The organism is Faecalibacillus intestinalis, from assembly GCF_015097455.1.
GTDB classification, from domain to species: domain Bacteria; phylum Bacillota_I; class Bacilli_A; order Erysipelotrichales; family Coprobacillaceae; genus Faecalibacillus; species Faecalibacillus intestinalis.
Map to the genome: position 1 here is coordinate 2,808,240 of NZ_AP024085.1, position 17,702 is coordinate 2,825,941.

At 30.1% G+C, this 17,702-nt stretch carries 14 protein-coding genes; 3 read left to right on the forward strand and 11 right to left on the reverse strand.

The features are described 5' to 3' along the window. Positions 1-525: 525 nt before the first annotated feature. From Fi14EGH31_RS14900 to Fi14EGH31_RS14925, 7 genes are read right to left on the reverse strand one after another with little or no spacing between them, the layout of a single operon-like run. A complete protein-coding gene (locus tag Fi14EGH31_RS14900) occupies positions 526-1,350 on the reverse strand; it encodes a proline racemase family protein (protein WP_318030067.1) in 825 nt (274 codons plus the stop codon). A gap of 15 nt (positions 1,351-1,365) precedes the next feature. Continuing rightward, on the reverse strand, positions 1,366-1,509 hold the full coding sequence (locus tag Fi14EGH31_RS15655) for a proline racemase family protein (protein ID WP_317233022.1): 144 nt from the start codon (positions 1,507-1,509) through the stop codon (positions 1,366-1,368). Next, positions 1,502-2,974, reverse strand: a complete 1,473-nt coding sequence (locus tag Fi14EGH31_RS14905) for a glycoside hydrolase family 1 protein (protein ID WP_118661718.1) — start codon at positions 2,972-2,974, stop codon at positions 1,502-1,504. The genes Fi14EGH31_RS15655 and Fi14EGH31_RS14905 overlap by 8 nt, the downstream gene beginning before the upstream one ends. Before the next feature lie 5 nt (positions 2,975-2,979). Further along, the gene (locus Fi14EGH31_RS14910) at positions 2,980-4,179 is read right to left on the reverse strand and encodes a pyridoxal phosphate-dependent aminotransferase (protein ID WP_117809815.1); all 1,200 of its coding nucleotides are present in this window, start codon (positions 4,177-4,179) and stop codon (positions 2,980-2,982) included. A gap of 56 nt (positions 4,180-4,235) precedes the next feature. After that, entirely contained in the window at positions 4,236-4,574 is a 339-nt protein-coding gene (locus Fi14EGH31_RS14915; RefSeq protein WP_032091060.1) for a PTS lactose/cellobiose transporter subunit IIA, read from the reverse strand. A 26-nt stretch (positions 4,575-4,600) separates the two neighbouring features. Then, entirely contained in the window at positions 4,601-6,217 is a 1,617-nt protein-coding gene (locus Fi14EGH31_RS14920; RefSeq protein WP_200764993.1) for a PTS transporter subunit EIIC, read from the reverse strand. A 26-nt stretch (positions 6,218-6,243) separates the two neighbouring features. Further along, positions 6,244-6,621: a RidA family protein gene (locus Fi14EGH31_RS14925; protein ID WP_032091062.1), complete on the reverse strand. Its 378-nt coding sequence runs from the start codon at positions 6,619-6,621 to the stop codon at positions 6,244-6,246. A gap of 231 nt (positions 6,622-6,852) precedes the next feature. Here Fi14EGH31_RS14925 and Fi14EGH31_RS14930 point away from each other — a divergent pair, with 231 nt between their 5' ends. Then, the gene (locus Fi14EGH31_RS14930) at positions 6,853-7,527 is read left to right on the forward strand and encodes a helix-turn-helix transcriptional regulator (RefSeq protein ID WP_032091063.1); all 675 of its coding nucleotides are present in this window, start codon (positions 6,853-6,855) and stop codon (positions 7,525-7,527) included. A gap of 75 nt (positions 7,528-7,602) precedes the next feature. On the opposite strand, the gene Fi14EGH31_RS14935 is transcribed toward Fi14EGH31_RS14930, so the two are convergent. Together Fi14EGH31_RS14935 and Fi14EGH31_RS14940 are read right to left on the reverse strand one after the other, a co-directional pair. After that, a complete protein-coding gene (locus Fi14EGH31_RS14935) occupies positions 7,603-8,277 on the reverse strand; it encodes an ABC transporter ATP-binding protein (RefSeq protein ID WP_118721740.1) in 675 nt (224 codons plus the stop codon). Between the two features lies 1 nt (position 8,278). Beyond that, a complete protein-coding gene (locus Fi14EGH31_RS14940; protein WP_118721741.1) occupies positions 8,279-9,706 on the reverse strand; it encodes an ABC transporter permease in 1,428 nt (475 codons plus the stop codon). Positions 9,707-9,838: 132 nt separating this feature from the next. Here Fi14EGH31_RS14940 and feoB point away from each other — a divergent pair, with 132 nt between their 5' ends. Further along, positions 9,839-12,178 carry a ferrous iron transport protein B gene (feoB, locus tag Fi14EGH31_RS14945; RefSeq protein ID WP_022002613.1) on the forward strand — a complete coding sequence of 780 codons (2,340 nt, stop codon included), beginning with the start codon at positions 9,839-9,841 and terminating at the stop codon, positions 12,176-12,178. Between the two features lie 312 nt (positions 12,179-12,490). Here feoB and Fi14EGH31_RS14950 read toward each other — a convergent pair whose 3' ends face one another. Both Fi14EGH31_RS14950 and Fi14EGH31_RS14955 read right to left on the reverse strand, forming a co-directional pair. After that, positions 12,491-14,491 carry a glycogen synthase gene (locus Fi14EGH31_RS14950; protein WP_200764994.1) on the reverse strand — a complete coding sequence of 667 codons (2,001 nt, stop codon included), beginning with the start codon at positions 14,489-14,491 and terminating at the stop codon, positions 12,491-12,493. A gap of 436 nt (positions 14,492-14,927) precedes the next feature. Beyond that, the gene (locus Fi14EGH31_RS14955) at positions 14,928-15,887 is read right to left on the reverse strand and encodes an HRDC domain-containing protein (RefSeq protein WP_107029208.1); all 960 of its coding nucleotides are present in this window, start codon (positions 15,885-15,887) and stop codon (positions 14,928-14,930) included. Positions 15,888-16,199: 312 nt separating this feature from the next. Here Fi14EGH31_RS14955 and Fi14EGH31_RS14960 point away from each other — a divergent pair, with 312 nt between their 5' ends. Beyond that, entirely contained in the window at positions 16,200-17,537 is a 1,338-nt protein-coding gene (locus Fi14EGH31_RS14960) for an MATE family efflux transporter (protein ID WP_117831969.1), read from the forward strand. Positions 17,538-17,702 lie beyond the last annotated feature (165 nt).

The window sequence follows — 17,702 nt, forward strand, 5'->3', positions numbered from 1 at the left end:
AACTTTGTTCTTATTCCAGTTGTTCTTCTAAAGATAAGTCTTTGGTAGATGGTCTACTACAATTTTTGCTTCTTGTGTCTTTGAAGCCATCTTCTCTTACAACCTTTTTAACGATTCGTAAAATTATTTCGTCTTCTTAATCCCAAAGCATAGGGATCAAATCCATATTTTTTAAATATCTCTATTGGCTGCATCCTATTTTGATAATCAATCCAATTCAAGCAGAAGTTCTTTAAATTCTTCTGAATAGGTTATGCTTTTATTGCATAGGGATTTTCTTCTGATAAACTAAGCTGTTCATCTGTCAAATAATTAACTCCCATAAATACACCGCCATTTCTCTAATAATCATAATACACAAAATAAAAGCCCTGTAAAACAGGACTAAGCACCAAAGTACTTTTTTCTTGTGTCCGTTTTACAGGGTCCATTTTAAAAATTTCTCTCTTTTTTTTAAAGATTTGATTATATTAAACAATTAAAATGTTAATGTATACAAGGAAGGAAAATCACATTTTCATCATGTTAATTAATAACAAATCCATATTTTAACGGATCATCTTCATCTATTAAAAATGTACTATATCCATCAATATAGGCTACTCCCGTAATACTTGATATAATAGCTTTATATTTATCTATTTTAGTTTCTTCTATTACTCTTCCTTTAAAAGAAACCCCGGTAAAGCTTTGATTAATAAATGTTTCATTTAACTTTAATTTATTTGTGTTATACATATATGCAAGTTTTGCACAAGTTCCTGTACCACATGGGGAACGATCAATCATGCCTTCTTCACTAATAACAATATTTTTTTGTCCATCATCTGTCTTATGATAAAATTCTACATTAACCACTCGATTTATCGGTAAAGTAGGGTGCTTCACATCATATTTTTCGTTAATCTGTCTCAATAAATTTACTCCAAGTCCTTTAAATTTATTTGCATTATTAATATTGATTTCTATGTCTAATTGATCAGCATCTACCAAAGCAAAAAATGATCCTGAATAACTAATATCAAAGTGGATATTATTTACGAGACAATTTTCTTCAAATAAGAAAGAAGGAATATTTTCAAAAGAAACACTTTTTGTCTTTCCATCTTCAACTTCTACATCTACATGAATAAGTCCAGCTGGCATTTCTAAAGTTAAATGGGTTACAGGTTCTACAACTTTAACTAGATTTTCATTAACCAATGTCATAGATACTCCGATAGTAGCATGCCCACACATATTTATCCATCGGTTGGCATCCATGTAAATGACACCTATATCCGCTTCCTTATAAATTGGTTCTACTAGAAGTGCTCCAACCATATCTTTATGACCTCTAGGTTCACACATAAGTACTGATCGATATTAATCATAATTATTTTCTAAATACTCTTTATATTCCATCATAGATTTTGCTTTATGCTTAGGAAAACCTTCAGTAACAATACGTGTAGGTTCTCCTAAAGTATGTGTTTCAATCGTCTTAAAACAAATTGCTTTTTTATTCATCAAAGACACACGCTCCATTCGATTCAATTAATTTTTTATAATAATAGAATGAGTCTTTTCTTTGTCTTTCTAACGTTCCATTTCCAGCATTATCCAAATCTACATAAATGAACCCATAACGTTTTTTCATTTCTCCTGTTGAAGCACTTACTAAATCAATAGGTCCCCACCAAGTATAACCAAATAAGTCTACACCATCATCAATCGCTTGTTTCATTGCTTTTGTATGTGCTTTTAAATATTCAATACGATAAGGATCATGAACTTTACCATCTTCACTCACTTCATCAATTGCACCCAATCCATTTTCTGCAATAAATAATGGTATATGATAACGTCCATAAATTTCATTTAATACCCAACGTAATCCATCAGGATCAAAAGCCCAACCCCATTCTGATTTTTTTAAATAGGGATTTGCAGCTCCTAAATTAAAGTTTCCTGAATCTGTATCAACTTTTTGATCTAAGCAATCTGTTCCAGAAGTATAGTAACTTAATGAATAGAAGTCCACAGTTCCTTCTTTGAGAATTTTTTTATCTTGTTCTGTGATTTCTAGTGTTACACCTTTTTCTTTTAAGAAGCTTTTTGTAAAGTAAGAGTATTCACCTCTTACTTGCACATCTCCACAATACCATAGTTTACGCATTGAGTTTTGTGCAGCTAAAATATTAATTGGATTACAAGAATATGGATAATGTGCATCCGATGATATCATACAACCAATTTTATTTGATGGATCAATTTCATGTCCTGCTTTAACCACTAAAGCACTAGCTAAAAATTGGTTATGTAATGCCGCAAAACGTTTATTTTGTTTTTCTTTAGACATTGAATCATCACTTACATTATTAATATCAATTACCGTTGTTTGATTTGATAAGATACCTGCACCATAAACATCACCAAAATAGTTCATTGTCATATTAATTTCATTAAATGTAATCCAATAATGAACTAAACCTTTATATTCATTAAATAAAGTTTTAGCATACTTAACATAAGCACCAATTGTATCTTTACATAACCAACCATCTTGTTTAATAGCTAATGCCATTGGTGTATCATGATGCATAATTGATACTAATGGTTCTATTCCATATTTGTGACACTCATTAAATACATCTCTATAAAAATCTAATCCCTTTTGATTTGGTTTTTCATCATCTCCATTTGGGAAAATTCTCGCCCATGAAACTGACATTCTATAGACTTTAAAACCCATTTCAGCAAATAATTTAATATCTTCTTTATAACGATGGTAATGATCAATACCTATTTTTGCAGGATAATAAACTCTTGATTCTTCTTTCGTTGTTAATTTTCTAGGATTTCTACGTGTTCCTGCTGTTAATAAATCAGTTATCGCAAATCCTTTTCCATCTTCATTCCATGCTCCTTCACATTGGTAAGCTGCTGTTGCACCTCCCCATAAAAATCCTTTTGGGAATTCATTATTATTCATAATCATTATCCTTTCTGACTAACAAATTTTTCTACACCTAATTTTAAACGATTTAATCCTTCATGTAATATTCCTTTACTTGTAGCTATACAAATTCGAACATGTCCTTCAGATTGATTACCAAAATAATTATGTCCGCCTGGAACAACTGAAAGCTTAACTTCTTTCTTTAAGAAATCAACTAATTCAACTGCTGTACAGTTTAAATCTTTAATATCTACATATAACAAATAAGTTGCTTTAGGTCTATATGCATGTAATTGAGGAATATTGTTATTAATAAAGTTTACCGCATAGTCTCTATTTTCTGTTAAATGTTTTATAAATTCTTTTCCCCAGTCTCTAGAATCATTCATTGCCGCAATGGCAGCTACTTGAGAAATTGAAGTTGCACCTCCTGCAGTAGACATAACATCACTTGCTTCTACCAATTTATCAAATGCATCATCATTTGTAGTATAAACACATCCCACTCTAAGACCTGCTAGTCCAAAACTTTTTGAATAACCAAATACAGACATAACTCGGTGACATCGTTCATTTCCTAAACAATAAATACTTTCAAATTTTGCATCTGGATAAACAATATCTGACCAAATTTCATCATTCATAATATAAAGATCATATTTTTCACAAAGTGACATAATATAATCTAATTCTTCTTTTGTATAAGTCAATCCATAAGGATTATGTGGATTACATAATCCTATCATTTTTGTTTTCTCAGTAATACAACTTTCTAATTTAGAAAGATCCATTTTTCTTTTTTTTTCATCAATTCCACAAGAATAATATACTGGTGTTGCTCCTGCTGCTAAGCATGATTCTCTAAATAAAAAATCACAAGGATCAAAAACAATCATTTCATCTCCAGGTTTTAAAAATGCTTTTGCTACAATATACATTGCTCGTGCTGCGCTATCTACCGGTAATACATTTTTTGCTGGAATATTTTCATTCTTTAAATCTTTAACATAATTCGATAAAGCAATTTTAAAATCATCAAATCCTGTTTTTGGTGTGTATGAAAAATACCCATCAGAAATATAATCTAGCATTGCTTGTTTTACCATAGGTGGACAAGGAAAATCAGGATCTGCAGCTGTTAGTGGAATAACTCCTTCCTCAACTTCTGCCCAACGCAAATTGTACGCTTTTCTTTTTAATACATCTAAATTTACATTTTCATCATCAAAAAATGACATATATTCATCTCCTATCTTCTAAATTTGGCAGGAATATATTCCTGCCAAATAAGTAATTATTTATTTTCTAATTTTTTAAATCTTTTATCAATAACTTCAAACAAATCAACTAAATGCATTGCTACATTTAATTCACTACTTGCACACATACATGTATCTTGTGCATGAGAGAATAATATTGAATATTCTAATTCTTCTCCACGAGATTCTGCTTGTAAAGCATCTGTTTGTACTTGATGAGCTTGTACAATAGCTTCATTTGCTTGCTTTAATAATTCTTTTGCATTTTCTATATCAAATGTATCCAAAGCTTTTAAAGCATCCATTGTTTTTTCTCTAGCATCTCCTGCATGTAAAATAATCTTCATTGCTGTTTGTGCGTGTTCTAAATTCATTTTATTCCCTCATTTCTACTCTAATTTTATTTTTTACTGTTTTCTTCTAAATATTGTTGTTTTTCGTAAACTTTAAAGAATGGTAACCAAATAAACCATGAAACGATAAACAATACGATTACTAAAACAACTCCAGCAAGACTTCCTGTTGTTAAATAACCTTGAATGATATTTGGTAAATACCACATTTGCATTGGTGCGCTAGGAACAGGCACTAATCCAATTCTCATAACTAAATACATGATGCTAGGAATGACAATTGAGTTTAAACATAATGGAATCATTAAAATTGGGTTCCAAACTACTGGTGCACCGAAAACAATTGGTTCATTAATATTGAAAATTGCTGGTAAAACACATACATTTCCAATAGCTTTTAAACGTTTTACTTTAGAACGCATACACATAATAACTAATGCTAATGTACATCCTTGACCACCGATATAAGTTAATCCCATAACTGTTTCCATTAAGTTAATATTTTGTGCAACATGTCCCGCAGCTACAGCTGCCATATTAGCATCCATACCTTCCATCCAAATTGCCCATGCAATTGGGAATAAAATCCAAGTAAATCCAAATGAATATAAGAAACATGTAAAGAATGTAATCGCAATTAATCCTAACCAAGTTTGACCAAATGCTGAAATTGGAGAGAATAATCCACGAATAAATAATGGTAAATCAAATCCAGTATTCATGATAACTAAACCAATAACCAATGTAATTGTAACTGGAACAAGTGCATCCATCCAATCCACAACCATATCAGGCATAACTGTATCTTTTTTAAACATTGAATGATTTGATGCTACATTGAAAATCCAAGCAGTAAATACTGCAGTAACAACAGCCGTCAACATACCTCCAGTACCAATTTTATCCATTACAAATGAAATATTACCATCTGCAATATTTGGTATAGTGATAATAAAGAATAATGCTAAACTTGATAACATAGCGGAAATTTTTAATTTTTCATTTCCCTTTTTTTCTAATACTTTCATTGGAACTAATATTGTTAAGAAAATAGCAATTAATCCAAATGAGAAAGTATTCAATTGTGAAATGTCTGGAATCCAGCTCAATGCTTCAAAATTTCTAAATACACCAACAATTGAAGATACCGATCCAATCATAATCATTGGTAAAATGCTCATGATTGATTGTTGAATTGCCATAATATAAACATTTTGTGTTAATTTATCTAACTTAGGTGCTAATGAATTTGTAATCCAACCCATAAAACCTTTTTGATTTTCAACATTTTTGTCAGCTTTAACTTCTTTTTTTTCTACTTCTTTTACTGGTTCTTTTTCTACTTCTTGTGGTTTAGCACCTTTTAAAATATCCATTGCTTGTTTTAAAGTTGCTGCACCATCAATAGCTCCATATGCATCTTTATCAATAAAAGCAAATGGAATATTATATTGTTCTAAATCTTTTGCTAAAGCATCTTTCTTATAAGCTAAGTGTGGTCCAAACATAATAATGTCTGTTCCTTTTAGATTATTTGTCATCTCAGCTTCGCTTCTTGCAATAACATCAATATCATCTAATCCTTGTTCTTTTGCGGCTTTACGCATAGCTTGAGCCATGAACCCACTCGAAGCACCGGCACCGCACATCAATAATATTTTCATATTTCTTCACCTATTTTCTTTCTTTATTATTTATGAGCAATTACTTCTACCTCACAAAGCACTTGTTTTGGAAGTTCTTTAACAGCCACACAAGATCTTGCTGGACACATTCCATTAAAATATTCACTATATACTTTATTGAAAGTCGCAAAATCATTCATATCTGCAATAAAGCATGTTGTCTTAACAACATCGCTTAATTTAAAACCAGCTTCTTCTAAAACAGCTTTAACATTTTCTAAAGACTGTTTAGCCTGTCCTTCAATATTATCAGATTCTACACATCCTGTTTTAGGATTAACTGGAATTTGTCCAGAAACAAATGCAAATTCACCAGCTATAATTCCTTGAGAATATGGCCCAATTGCTGCTGGGGCTTCTTTTGTTTTAATTTCACTATTCATTTTCTTAGCTCCTCTCTCTAATGAAATATTTTTCACAATTACATTGTAGTATGTTATTTTATTTTAGTCAATAAACTTTCTTTAATTTTATAAACTATTTTTTACTATTTTATAAAATGATAGCGCTTATTTTTAACTTGATTATATTAAATATATTTATTAAATGAAATATTTTTCATTATTTATTTTAAATTTATTTAATTTATGTTATAATAGGTATTGGAGGTAACTATGAAATTCAAAGAAATTCAACTTACATTAATCGATCAACAAATTTTAAAAAGTTACAGTACACTACTAGAAGGCTTAGAAAAATATTTAGGATATGGTTATGAAATTGTATTGCATAGCTTAGATAGTTATGAACACTCGGTCATAAATATAGTAAACGGTGAACATACTGGCCGTAAGATAGGGGCTCCTATTACAGACAAAGCATTAGAAATGCTTAGTCGTTTAAAAGATAGCGGTGAATCAAGTGAAACTTACTTTTCTACAAACGCTAAAGGTGAACCATTAAAAAGTACTACTATTGCAATTCGTGGTGAAAATAATAGAATTATTGGATTATTATGTATGAACTATTATATGAATATTAGTTTAAACGATTTTATTCAATCTTATGTTCCTAAAAAACAAGAAGAAGTACAAATCAAATCTGTTACTGAAACTTTTGCAAGTAACGTAGATGAAATGATTTTATCTACTTTGGAATATGTAAAGAACGAAGTATACGAAGATTCTTCAATTTCATATTCTAATAAAAACAAGGCTATAATTTCTCAATTATATGATAGGGGTATTTTCCAAATAAAAGATTCTGTTCCAAAAATTGCAGACGAATTAAACATTTCAAAAAATACTGTATATTTACATTTGCGCAATTTATCGCCTCAAGGAAATTAATAAAAACACCTAAGATACTATTCTCTTAGGTGTTTTTATTAATTAAAATTTTTTAATCAATTCGGAAGCAAAACCCTAACGTTTTACTTCTATTTTTCCTTCTTTAATTCTTAAAGACACATCACACATCTTTGCTAGAGTAGGTGAATGGGTTACCAAAATAACACATTTATGATGAATATGTGCTAAATCTAAGAAAGTATTCATGATATCTAGTGAATTCTTTTCATCAAGGTTACCCGTGGGTTCATCACAAAGAATCAAATCGACTTCTCTTGCAATAGCACGTGCAATTGCAACTCTTTGTTGTTGTCCTCCTGATAATTGTCGAATATCTCTTTTACATTCATCTTTGGAAAGTCCAAGTTGTTCAAGAATAGATAAACAATATTCTTTTTTATCTTTTCTTTTGATTCCCGCAATTTCTAAAGCAGACATAACATTTTCTAAAGCATTCATATAATAAATAAGATTATAAGATTGAAAGACAATTGAAATATCTTCTCGACGATATTTATTCAAACCTATTTCTTGAATATCTTTTCCTTTGAACAAAACTTTTCCATCATCAGGTTTATCTAAACCAGATGCAAGAGAAAGAGTTGTTGTTTTCCCGCTTCCACTCGCACCAACAACTGCATAGATTTTACCTTTTTCAAACAAATAAGAAGCATGATCTAAAATTTGATTTTTTTCTTTGCCATCTTGATAACTATAGCTTACATTTTCTAATTCTAATAACTTTTCCATCTTAACCTTCCTTTCTAGATAAGATTTGTCTAGGTGTAAGTCTTAATACATAGGCTGCAGGTACAGCAATAGAAACAATACAAATAGCTGCAGTCACACCGGCAAGTTGAATGACATTTTCACCTGTAATCGAAACATCTAATTCCTGATTTGATGGTCCTTGAATCATATTTCCTAGGAAATTTTCTTTTGTTTGTGTATTGTTTTTTTGTTGATTACTATCTGATTGATTTTGATTGTCATTTGGTTGATCTCCTTTTTGACCCATTTGCATGACATTTGAAGAAGAACTACTTTCTAACATATTTCCCATATAATGAGATGTTAATTGTCCTGTACCTAAAGAAATCACAAAAGCAACTACTGCAATTAACCCTACTTCAATAAGTTGTTGAGCAATAATTTTAACTTTACTTTGTCCAAGTGATAAAAGAACACCAATTTCATAATATCTATTTCTAATTGTTAGAGCTAAGATTAAACAAAGAATTGCACTACCAGCAATCACTACGATCCATACAAACATCTTTGCAAATGATTGCATACTTTCAAGAGAAGAAGCATTTTGTTGATAAAGACGATTATTGGCATCTAATGAGAACGTATCAAAATCAATATCACTTTTCTTTTTCGCAAGTTCTACAAAAGCTTCTGCGTTTTCTGGATCATCTAAATAATAAATTGCTGATGTAATATTTTCACTACTTCCAGTAAGTGTTTGTCCAATTGATAAATCAGTATAAATTGTGTTTACTGGATTATTGAAATGAGCACTACCAATTTCATTTGTTGATTGAATTTCATAAATACCTACAATTATAAGTTCTTGAATAATTGTTTCATCATTAATCGTTGTTGTAATAGTAAAAGTATCACCAACACTTAAATCATTATCACTTGCAAGATTGGTTTCAATAACACAATTATTTGTATTTTGATCTTTTGTTGTAAGTAAACGCCCTTTTGTAAGTTTATAATTGTTATTGGTAAAAGAATCTAAATACTTCATTGTGGTGTTGGCACTGATTGTAAAATCAACTTGATTTGAAGCTTGTTCTGGTTGATTATTACTATTATCTGATGCAGTTTCTACCGCTGAAATAGAATTACTGTTAGCTGATGTAGATATTTGATAATTATAATTTTTTACATACTTTAAATCTTTTAAACTATCTGCCATGGTTGTTGTTAATGATGTCTCATTACTTACGGCTTCACTAGGTTTTCTGTTTTTCATCATATTTCTAAAATCAACAGAAAGAGTTACATCGTTTCCTAAACTACTACGAATTTGATCCATTGATTTTTTTGTTGCTGATTGAATAGATAAACCAGCAATAACGAGATTTGTAATTACAACAATAATTACAAATAATAAAATCGTTTTTCCTATATTTTTCTTTAAACTTAATAGTGCATTTTTTATCATACATTTCTACCTCCGACTTTAATATACCGATATACTTTAACAATAAAATGGAATAATTATGTTAAAAAAAGTGTTTCATCATTGCAACTCTTTTATTAAAAAGTTATCCTTATAAAGGAAAGAAGGAAAATTATGAAATTAGAGGAATTGGCTATTGGAAAAAGTGCTGTTATTCTCTCTGTTGGCGGAGAAGGAGCTTTAAGACAACACTTTTTAGATATGGGATTAATTCAAGGTACAGAGGTTACCATGGTAAAGTATGCACCGATGGGTGATCCTATGGAAATTAAAATACATGATTATGAGCTTACTTTAAGGAAAGAAGATGCTCATAAAATTGAAATTAAAGAAATAACTAAAAAAACAGAAAATAAAAATGATTCATTCATTTTTCAATATAAAGATCACCCTGGCTATGGTGAATCAAGTTATCATAAAATGAATGATCATCAAATCTATCATGAAAGTGATTTACTCACATTTGCTTTAGTAGGAAATCAAAACTGTGGTAAAACCACACTATTCAATCAACTTACAGGTTCAAATCAACATGTTGGTAACTTTCCTGGAGTTACTGTTGATCGTAAAGATGGAAGAATTAAAGGGTATCAAAATACTCTGATTACTGATTTACCAGGTATTTATTCTATGTCACCTTATAGTAGTGAAGAAATCGTCACAAGAAACTTCTTATTAAGAGAAAGACCTAAAGCTATTATTAATATTGTAGATGCTACAAACATTGAAAGAAATCTTTATCTTACAATGCAACTTTTAGAACTTAATATGCCAATGGTTGTCGCTTTAAATATGATGGATGAAATGTTAGGTAATGGAGGAACTGTATTAATCAATGATTTAGAAGAATATCTCGGTGTTCCAGTTATTCCTATTTCAGCTGCTAAAGGGGAAGGTATTGATGAACTCGTCAGCCATGTTTTACATGTTGCTTATTATCAAGAAAGACCTCAATTCTATCAACATATAGACAATCAACAAAACAAAGCGATTGATCGTTGTTTAAATGCGATTGAACATTTAATTGAAGATCATGCCTCAAACGCAAAGATTCCATTACGTTTTGCAGCAAGTAAACTTGTTGAAAAAGATGAACTTTTATTAGAACAACTTGATCTAAGTCAAAATGAAAAAGAAACTTTAGAACACATTCGTATTCAATTAGAAGAAGAAAGTAATCTTGATTGTTCTGCTGCTATAGCAAGTAATAGATTTCATTATATTACAGATATTTGTAAACAAACTGTAAAAAAACCACATGAAAGTAAAGAAAGATTAAGAAGTCAAAAAATTGATCAATTCTTAACAGGAAAATATACAGGAATTCCTGCTTTTATTGGAATCATGGGAATTGTTTTCTTTCTAACATTTAATGTTATTGGAGCTTTTTTACAAGGAGTTTTAGAAAGTGGGGTGACTGTTGTCACAAATTATGTTGACACTTTACTCACAAATGCTCAAATTAATGTTGCTTTGCATTCTTTGATTATAGATGGGATTTTTAATGGGGTAGGAACTGTTTTAAGTTTCTTACCAATTATCGTTACTTTATTCTTCTTTTTATCAATTCTAGAAGATAGTGGATATATGGCACGTGTGGCATTTATCATGGATAAACTGCTTAGAAAAATAGGACTTTCTGGACGAAGTATTGTCCCTATGTTGATTGGCTTTGGTTGTACAGTACCTGGCGTTATGGCAAGTCGTACACTTTCTTCAAGAAGAGATCGACAAATGACAATCATTCTAACACCATTTATGTCATGTTCAGCAAAACTTCCAATCTATGCTTTCTTTACCTCCGTCTTTTTCCCAGGTAAGGGCGCATTAGTCATGATTTTCTTATATGTTTTTGGTATTTTGACGGGTATTATTTTTGCTTTGATTTTAAAAGGATCCCTTTTTAAAGGTGAACCTGTTCCTTTTGTCATGGAACTTCCAAACTATCGTATGCCTGGCGCTAAAAACGTCTGTCAATTATTATGGGAAAAAGCCAAAGATTTCTTACAAAGAGCTTTTACAGTTATCTTTGTTGCAACCATTGTTATTTGGTTCTTACAAACTTTTGATTTAAGATTTAATATTGTTACTGAATCAAAAGATAGCATTCTAGCTATTCTTGCTGGTTATATTGCTCCAATCTTTAATCCATTAGGATTTGGTGACTGGCGCATTTCAACAGCCCTTATTTCAGGATTTATGGCAAAGGAAAGTGTTGTTTCGACATTATCTATTCTTTATGGTTCAACCCAATCATTGTTGATGTCACTTACAACACCAGCTGCTTTATCTTTACTTATTTTTTGTTTACTTTATACACCTTGTATTGCTGCTATTGCTGCAATCAAAAGAGAACTTAATGGTAAATGGGCATTGATTGTTGTCTTTGGACAATGCCTTATTGCTTGGCTTGCCTCTTTTGTTGTGTATCATTTGATTTTATTGGTATTTTAGTATTGTAACATCAGTTTTTGCATTGTAACAATTAGATTGTTACAATGCAATTTTTATTGTTACAACAAAAAAACAGATCCAAGGGAAGAGAAAAGATCTGCTTTTTACTATTATCTATTATTATTTTTTAAAAAGGGAAATTGATAATTAAGTTTTGAGTTTAAGTAAGTTCTTGTTCCTCCTTTCGTGTATTATCATAGATAAGTTTTATGAATTTTATTTAACTTTTTCATGTTTCTTTCTTGTTTGTTTTGTCAAAAATTATGGGATAAAAAAATGCAACGTTAAATAACATTGCATTTTTAAATTGCTTTAATATTTTGGTGTTAATTCTACATACATATCTTTGTATTGTTTTGCGCTTTGTTGCCAAGAAACATCTTTATTCATATCACGAACAACCATTTCATCCCAATATTTTCTATTTTCAAAATAAAGTGTTTTAGCACGATTGATTGCATCATAAAGAAGTCCACTTTCATAACGATCAAATGTAAAACCATTACCTGTATTATCAAATAGATTATAAGGTTGAACAGTATCTTTAAGTCCACCCGTTTCTCTTACAATTGGGATAGAACCATATCTCATACTAATAAGTTGTGTAAGTCCACATGGTTCAAATCTTGATGGTACTAGTAAAGCATCACATCCTGCATAAATATTGTGAGCGACATTTTCATTGTAAGCAATATATGCACAGAAGTTTCCTTTATATTTATTTTCATAATAACGGAAAGCATCTTCATACATCGCATCTCCTGTACCTAAAACAACAACTTGTGTATGTTCATCCATAATACTTGGAATAACATCATTGACAAGATCAAGACCTTTTTGATTTGTAAGACGTGAAATAAGTCCAATGACAATTTTATGATCATCAACTTCTAATCCTAATGATTCTTGAAGTGCTTTTTTATTTGCTTTTTTATTCTTGATAACAGATTGACTATCATATTGAGCAGCTAAAAGTTTATCTGTTGCTGGGTTCCAAATATCCGTATCAATACCATTAACAATTCCTAAAATCTTACTACTATGATATCTTAAATGTTCTTCAAGACCTTCACCATATTCTTCTGTTTGAATTTCTCCAGCATACGTATTACTTACGGTTGTAACTACATTACTATAAGTAATACCACCTTTTAACATATTCGCATCTAACCAATTTTGTGTCATACAATCTTTATTGAAGACATAATCAGGAAGATCAGACCAATATTGAATTGTTTTTCGATCATAGACACCTTGGAATCTTAAGTTATGAATTGTAAGAATAGCACCTGCACGTCCAACGTTTGTATCTTTAAAGGTTGTTCTTAAATAAAGAGGAACTAAAGCTGCTTGCCAATCATGACAATGTACAATATCTGGTGTCCAATTTAAATAATTAAGTGCCGCAAGAGCTGCTTTACTAAAATAACAGAACTTAGGAATATCATCGATAAGATTAGTATATGGATTACCCCATGAGAAGAATTCATCATTATCGATAAAATCATAAACAACACCATCTTCTTGATATTCCATAATACCTACATAATATTGTTTTCCATCTGCACATAGATCCATATAAAATGATCCTTTATATTCCATCTTTTCTTGGAACTTTTGAGGAATACATTTATATCTAGGAATAATAACTTTAACATCCATATTTAATTTAGCTAAACTCTTTGGAAGAGCTGACATAACATCCCCTAATCCACCCGTTTTTACAAATGGATAACATTCTGAACCAATAAAAGCAACACTTCTACGTGGTCCTAAATCAATTGATTGAGGTTTTTCAACAGGAACTTCTTGAATAACTTCTGTTGGTTTAGCCTCAACAGGTGTTTCACTTTTTACAGATTTTGGTTTAGCAGTAGTTGTTTTTTTACTTGTAGCTGTTGTTGATTTAGCAGTTGTTGTCTTTTTAGTAGTTGCTTTCTTAGTAGAAGCTGTTTTTTTAGTCGTTGTTGTTTTGGCAGCGACTTTTTCAGTTGTTGTTTCTGATTTTGCAGTAGCTGCCTTTTTACTTGTAGCTGTTGTTGATTTAGCAGTTGTTGTCTTTTTAGTAGTTGCTTTCTTAGCAGGCGCTGTTTTTACAGCTGGTGCTGATTCAGCAGCAACAACTTTTTCACTTGTTTCTTTTGGTTCAACAGTAGTAGTTTTTTTAGGCACTTCTACTGGTTTAACATCAGTTTTCTTTTCACTTGTGATTGGTGTTGGTTCAACAACCGTATTGGCCTTTACACCTGATGTTCTTTTTTTATTCGTTCTTGTTGTTCTTTTTTTACTTTTTTGAACTGTTTTTTTACTCATAATTTTTTCTCCCATCTTGAAAATAATATCATGTTTAAAACTCTAACTTCATCATTTTCTCTTATTAACATTTCCTATTATAGTCATTAGAATTTGCAATTTTTGTATCTTTTTAATATTTTATACATACAAAAATTCTTTCATTTTAATTTACTTTCATATTCAAAATGTTCTTTTAATTATTGTATCATAATCAATGAATGTTGTTTATATATTCTGCACAAAAAACAGATTCAAAAGGGAGGGGGAGAATCTGTTTTTTAATCTATTATTATCTTTTTTTAAAAAGGGAAATTTATGATTAAGTTTTGTTTAAGTAAGTTCTTGTTCCTCCTTTCGTCTATTATCATAAAGAAGAAATATGAACTTTATTTTACTTTTTCATGTTTCTTTTTTGGTTGTTTTGTCGAAAATCATGTGATTAATAAGAAGTTTTTTACAAACTTCTTATTATGTCTAAAATATCTTCTCCATACCAATCACATTTCTTTGGTCCAAATCCTTTTATCGAAAGGAGTTCTTCTATTGTTGTTGGTTTATAAGCAACGATTTCATTTAAAGTAATATCATTAAATATATAATAAGGTGGTAAATTCTTTTCTTGCGCTTTATTCATACGATATTTTTTTAATGATTCAATTAAATGATCATCATTATTAATTGCTATACTTTCAAATGTATTTTCTTCTTGAATTGGTGGTATTTCTTGTTTTTGATGATAAGATAAAAGTCCATCAGCCATAGCAATCATATCTTTTTGATTTCTAAAAGCACTTTGTTCATGCTTCTTTATATAATCTATCAGTTGGTCTGCTTTAATAACTTTTTCTTTTATTTCTTTAGGAGCATAACGACTTTTTAAGATAGACTTTGGATTAGCAAGGACAACAAGTGATTTAAAACCACTTGAAAAGGTCTTATTATAAAGAAATTTCATTACTGATCCTTTATCCTTTTCACGTAACATTTTATATAACTCTAAATGTCTTTGATTTTGTGTTATGGGTGAATAAATACCTTCTTTAATTATTTTCCCATTATAATTATACTCTCTTGTAAAATTTCCCATAGAATCTATCGTGATTGTCCCTATAAGATTTTTACATTCTATAAAATAAACCATCGATGGCGTAATAATTATATAATCAATTTGCGCACTCAAATCATGATCTACCATATAAATATCATGTAAAACATACATTGGAAAATGACTATTCTTTAATTCAAATAGAACATTCTCTTCTCCTTCAATACCATACTGAATAAATCTTGCTTTCTTTTCTAATTCTTTACTTGTATGTGTTTTTAAATATTCTTGTATTTGATTTAGTTCATTTATTGCCTTATTACTCCCTTTATAAATAACAGGTTCTTTTAATTTATCTTTAAATAACATAGATTTTGCACCTCTCTCTATCTACCTTATCATTTTCATTTTATAGAAACAACAAAAAAACAGATCAAAGGGAAGGGAAAAGATCTGCTTTTTACTATTATCTACTATTATTTTTTTAAAAAGGGAAGTTTATAATTAAGTTTCGTTTAAGTAAGTTCCTGTTCCTCCTTTCGTGTATTATCATAAAGAAGAAATATGAACTTGATTTAACTTTTTGATGTTTCTTCTTTGGTTGTTTTGTCAAAAATTATGTGATACCATTATTTCAAACAATGCACCTTTGGGTGTTTTTTATTATAGGGAGGGTAATCTATGAATAAAACACAAGATTTTACGAAAGGAGTTATTTGGAAACAATTACTTTTTTTCTTTTTTCCAATATTAATTGGGAGCTTTTTTCAACAACTATATAATACCGTTGATACCATTATTGTTGGTCAAGCTTGTGGGACAAATGCTCTTGCTGCTGTTGGTTCAACAGGGAATTTGACAAACTTAGTTGTTAACTTCTATGTTGGTTTATCAACTGGAGCTTCTGTTGTTATTGCTCAATATTATGGAGCTCATAATAAAGGTAAGATTCATCAAGCGGTTCATACTTCATATATGCTTGCTATTGTTAGTGGAATTATCATGATGCTTTTTGGTTTATTCTTTTCTTATCAATGTTTAGATGCGATAGGTGTTCCTCATGATATTTTAAATGATGCCAGTCTTTATATGAAACTTTACTTTTTAGGGATGATTCCTGGAGCTATTTATAATATTGGTTCAGGAATTTTAAGAGCTGTAGGAGATAGTAAAAGACCTCTTTATTATTTAATTATTTGTAGTATTGTTAATGTTGTTTTTGACTTTGTTTTTGTTGTTATTTTACATAAAGGTATTGCTGGGGCAGCGATTGCAACATTTATTGCCCAAACAGTATGTGCTATTTTAGTCACACTTCAATTGATATTTTCTAAAGATGTTTATCAACTTACATTATCAAAAATTAAATTTCATTTACCTGTATTAAAGAAAATTGTTAAAATTGGTGCTCCTGCTGGAATTCAATCAACAATGTATAGTATCGCTAATATCGTCTTACAAACACACATTAATTCTTTTGGAACACAAACGATTGCTTCATGGTCAGTCTATGTGAAAATCGATGCTTTATTTTGGATGGTCATGGCTGCTATTGGAGCTGCCATTACAACTTTTGTAGGACAAAACTATGGTGCTCATCTTTATGATCGTATCCAAAAAGGAGCAAGAACCGCTTTAACGATTGCCTTAACAATAGCAGTTTCTTTAAGTGTGATCTTATGTTTTGGGGGAAGTTATATTACAAAACTCTTTTCATCTGATCCAGCCATCGTTAATCAATGTCAAAGTTTAATACTCTTTTTAATGCCTTTCTATTTTTCATACTGTTGTGTAGAAATCTTTTCAGGGACAATGAGAGGGTGTGGGGAATCATTAAAACCAATGCTTTTAGTCTGTCTTGGAATTTGTGTTTTACGTGTAGCTTGGGTTACTTTCATTTCACCACACTATCCAACATTAAAGGGAGTTGTTATATCTTATCCAATTACTTGGTTTACGACATCATTCTTATTTATTGTTTATTACAAACAATTTAAAAAACATCATTTTGGAGCATAGTTATGCGACGAACAGAACGAGAAATTACAGATTTAAATAAAAGAAATCATTGAAAATAATCAATGTTGCCGTTTAGGTTTTATAGATCAAGGCAGTGTTTATATCTTTTCTTTAAATTATGGTTATCTTTATAATAATAAACATATCTTTTATTTGTGTATGTAT

What these genes read in the sequence shown, in the direction of transcription:
- Fi14EGH31_RS14900 (WP_318030067.1), bottom strand. Translation starts at nt 1,350, where the DNA reads ATGTGTGAACCTAGAGGTCATAAAGATATGGTTGGAGCACTTCTAGTA.
- Fi14EGH31_RS15655 (WP_317233022.1), bottom strand. Translation starts at nt 1,509, where the DNA reads ATGAATAAAAAAGCAATTTGTTTTAAGACGATTGAAACACATACTTTA.
- Fi14EGH31_RS14905 (WP_118661718.1), bottom strand. Translation starts at nt 2,974, where the DNA reads ATGAATAATAATGAATTCCCAAAAGGATTTTTATGGGGAGGTGCAACA.
- Fi14EGH31_RS14910 (WP_117809815.1), bottom strand. Translation starts at nt 4,179, where the DNA reads ATGTCATTTTTTGATGATGAAAATGTAAATTTAGATGTATTAAAAAGA.
- Fi14EGH31_RS14915 (WP_032091060.1), bottom strand. Translation starts at nt 4,574, where the DNA reads ATGAATTTAGAACACGCACAAACAGCAATGAAGATTATTTTACATGCA.
- Fi14EGH31_RS14920 (WP_200764993.1), bottom strand. Translation starts at nt 6,217, where the DNA reads ATGAAAATATTATTGATGTGCGGTGCCGGTGCTTCGAGTGGGTTCATG.
- Fi14EGH31_RS14925 (WP_032091062.1), bottom strand. Translation starts at nt 6,621, where the DNA reads ATGAATAGTGAAATTAAAACAAAAGAAGCCCCAGCAGCAATTGGGCCA.
- Fi14EGH31_RS14930 (WP_032091063.1), top strand. Translation starts at nt 6,853, where the DNA reads ATGAAATTCAAAGAAATTCAACTTACATTAATCGATCAACAAATTTTA.
- Fi14EGH31_RS14935 (WP_118721740.1), bottom strand. Translation starts at nt 8,277, where the DNA reads ATGGAAAAGTTATTAGAATTAGAAAATGTAAGCTATAGTTATCAAGAT.
- Fi14EGH31_RS14940 (WP_118721741.1), bottom strand. Translation starts at nt 9,706, where the DNA reads ATGATAAAAAATGCACTATTAAGTTTAAAGAAAAATATAGGAAAAACG.
- feoB (WP_022002613.1), top strand. Translation starts at nt 9,839, where the DNA reads ATGAAATTAGAGGAATTGGCTATTGGAAAAAGTGCTGTTATTCTCTCT.
- Fi14EGH31_RS14950 (WP_200764994.1), bottom strand. Translation starts at nt 14,491, where the DNA reads ATGAGTAAAAAAACAGTTCAAAAAAGTAAAAAAAGAACAACAAGAACG.
- Fi14EGH31_RS14955 (WP_107029208.1), bottom strand. Translation starts at nt 15,887, where the DNA reads ATGTTATTTAAAGATAAATTAAAAGAACCTGTTATTTATAAAGGGAGT.
- Fi14EGH31_RS14960 (WP_117831969.1), top strand. Translation starts at nt 16,200, where the DNA reads ATGAATAAAACACAAGATTTTACGAAAGGAGTTATTTGGAAACAATTA.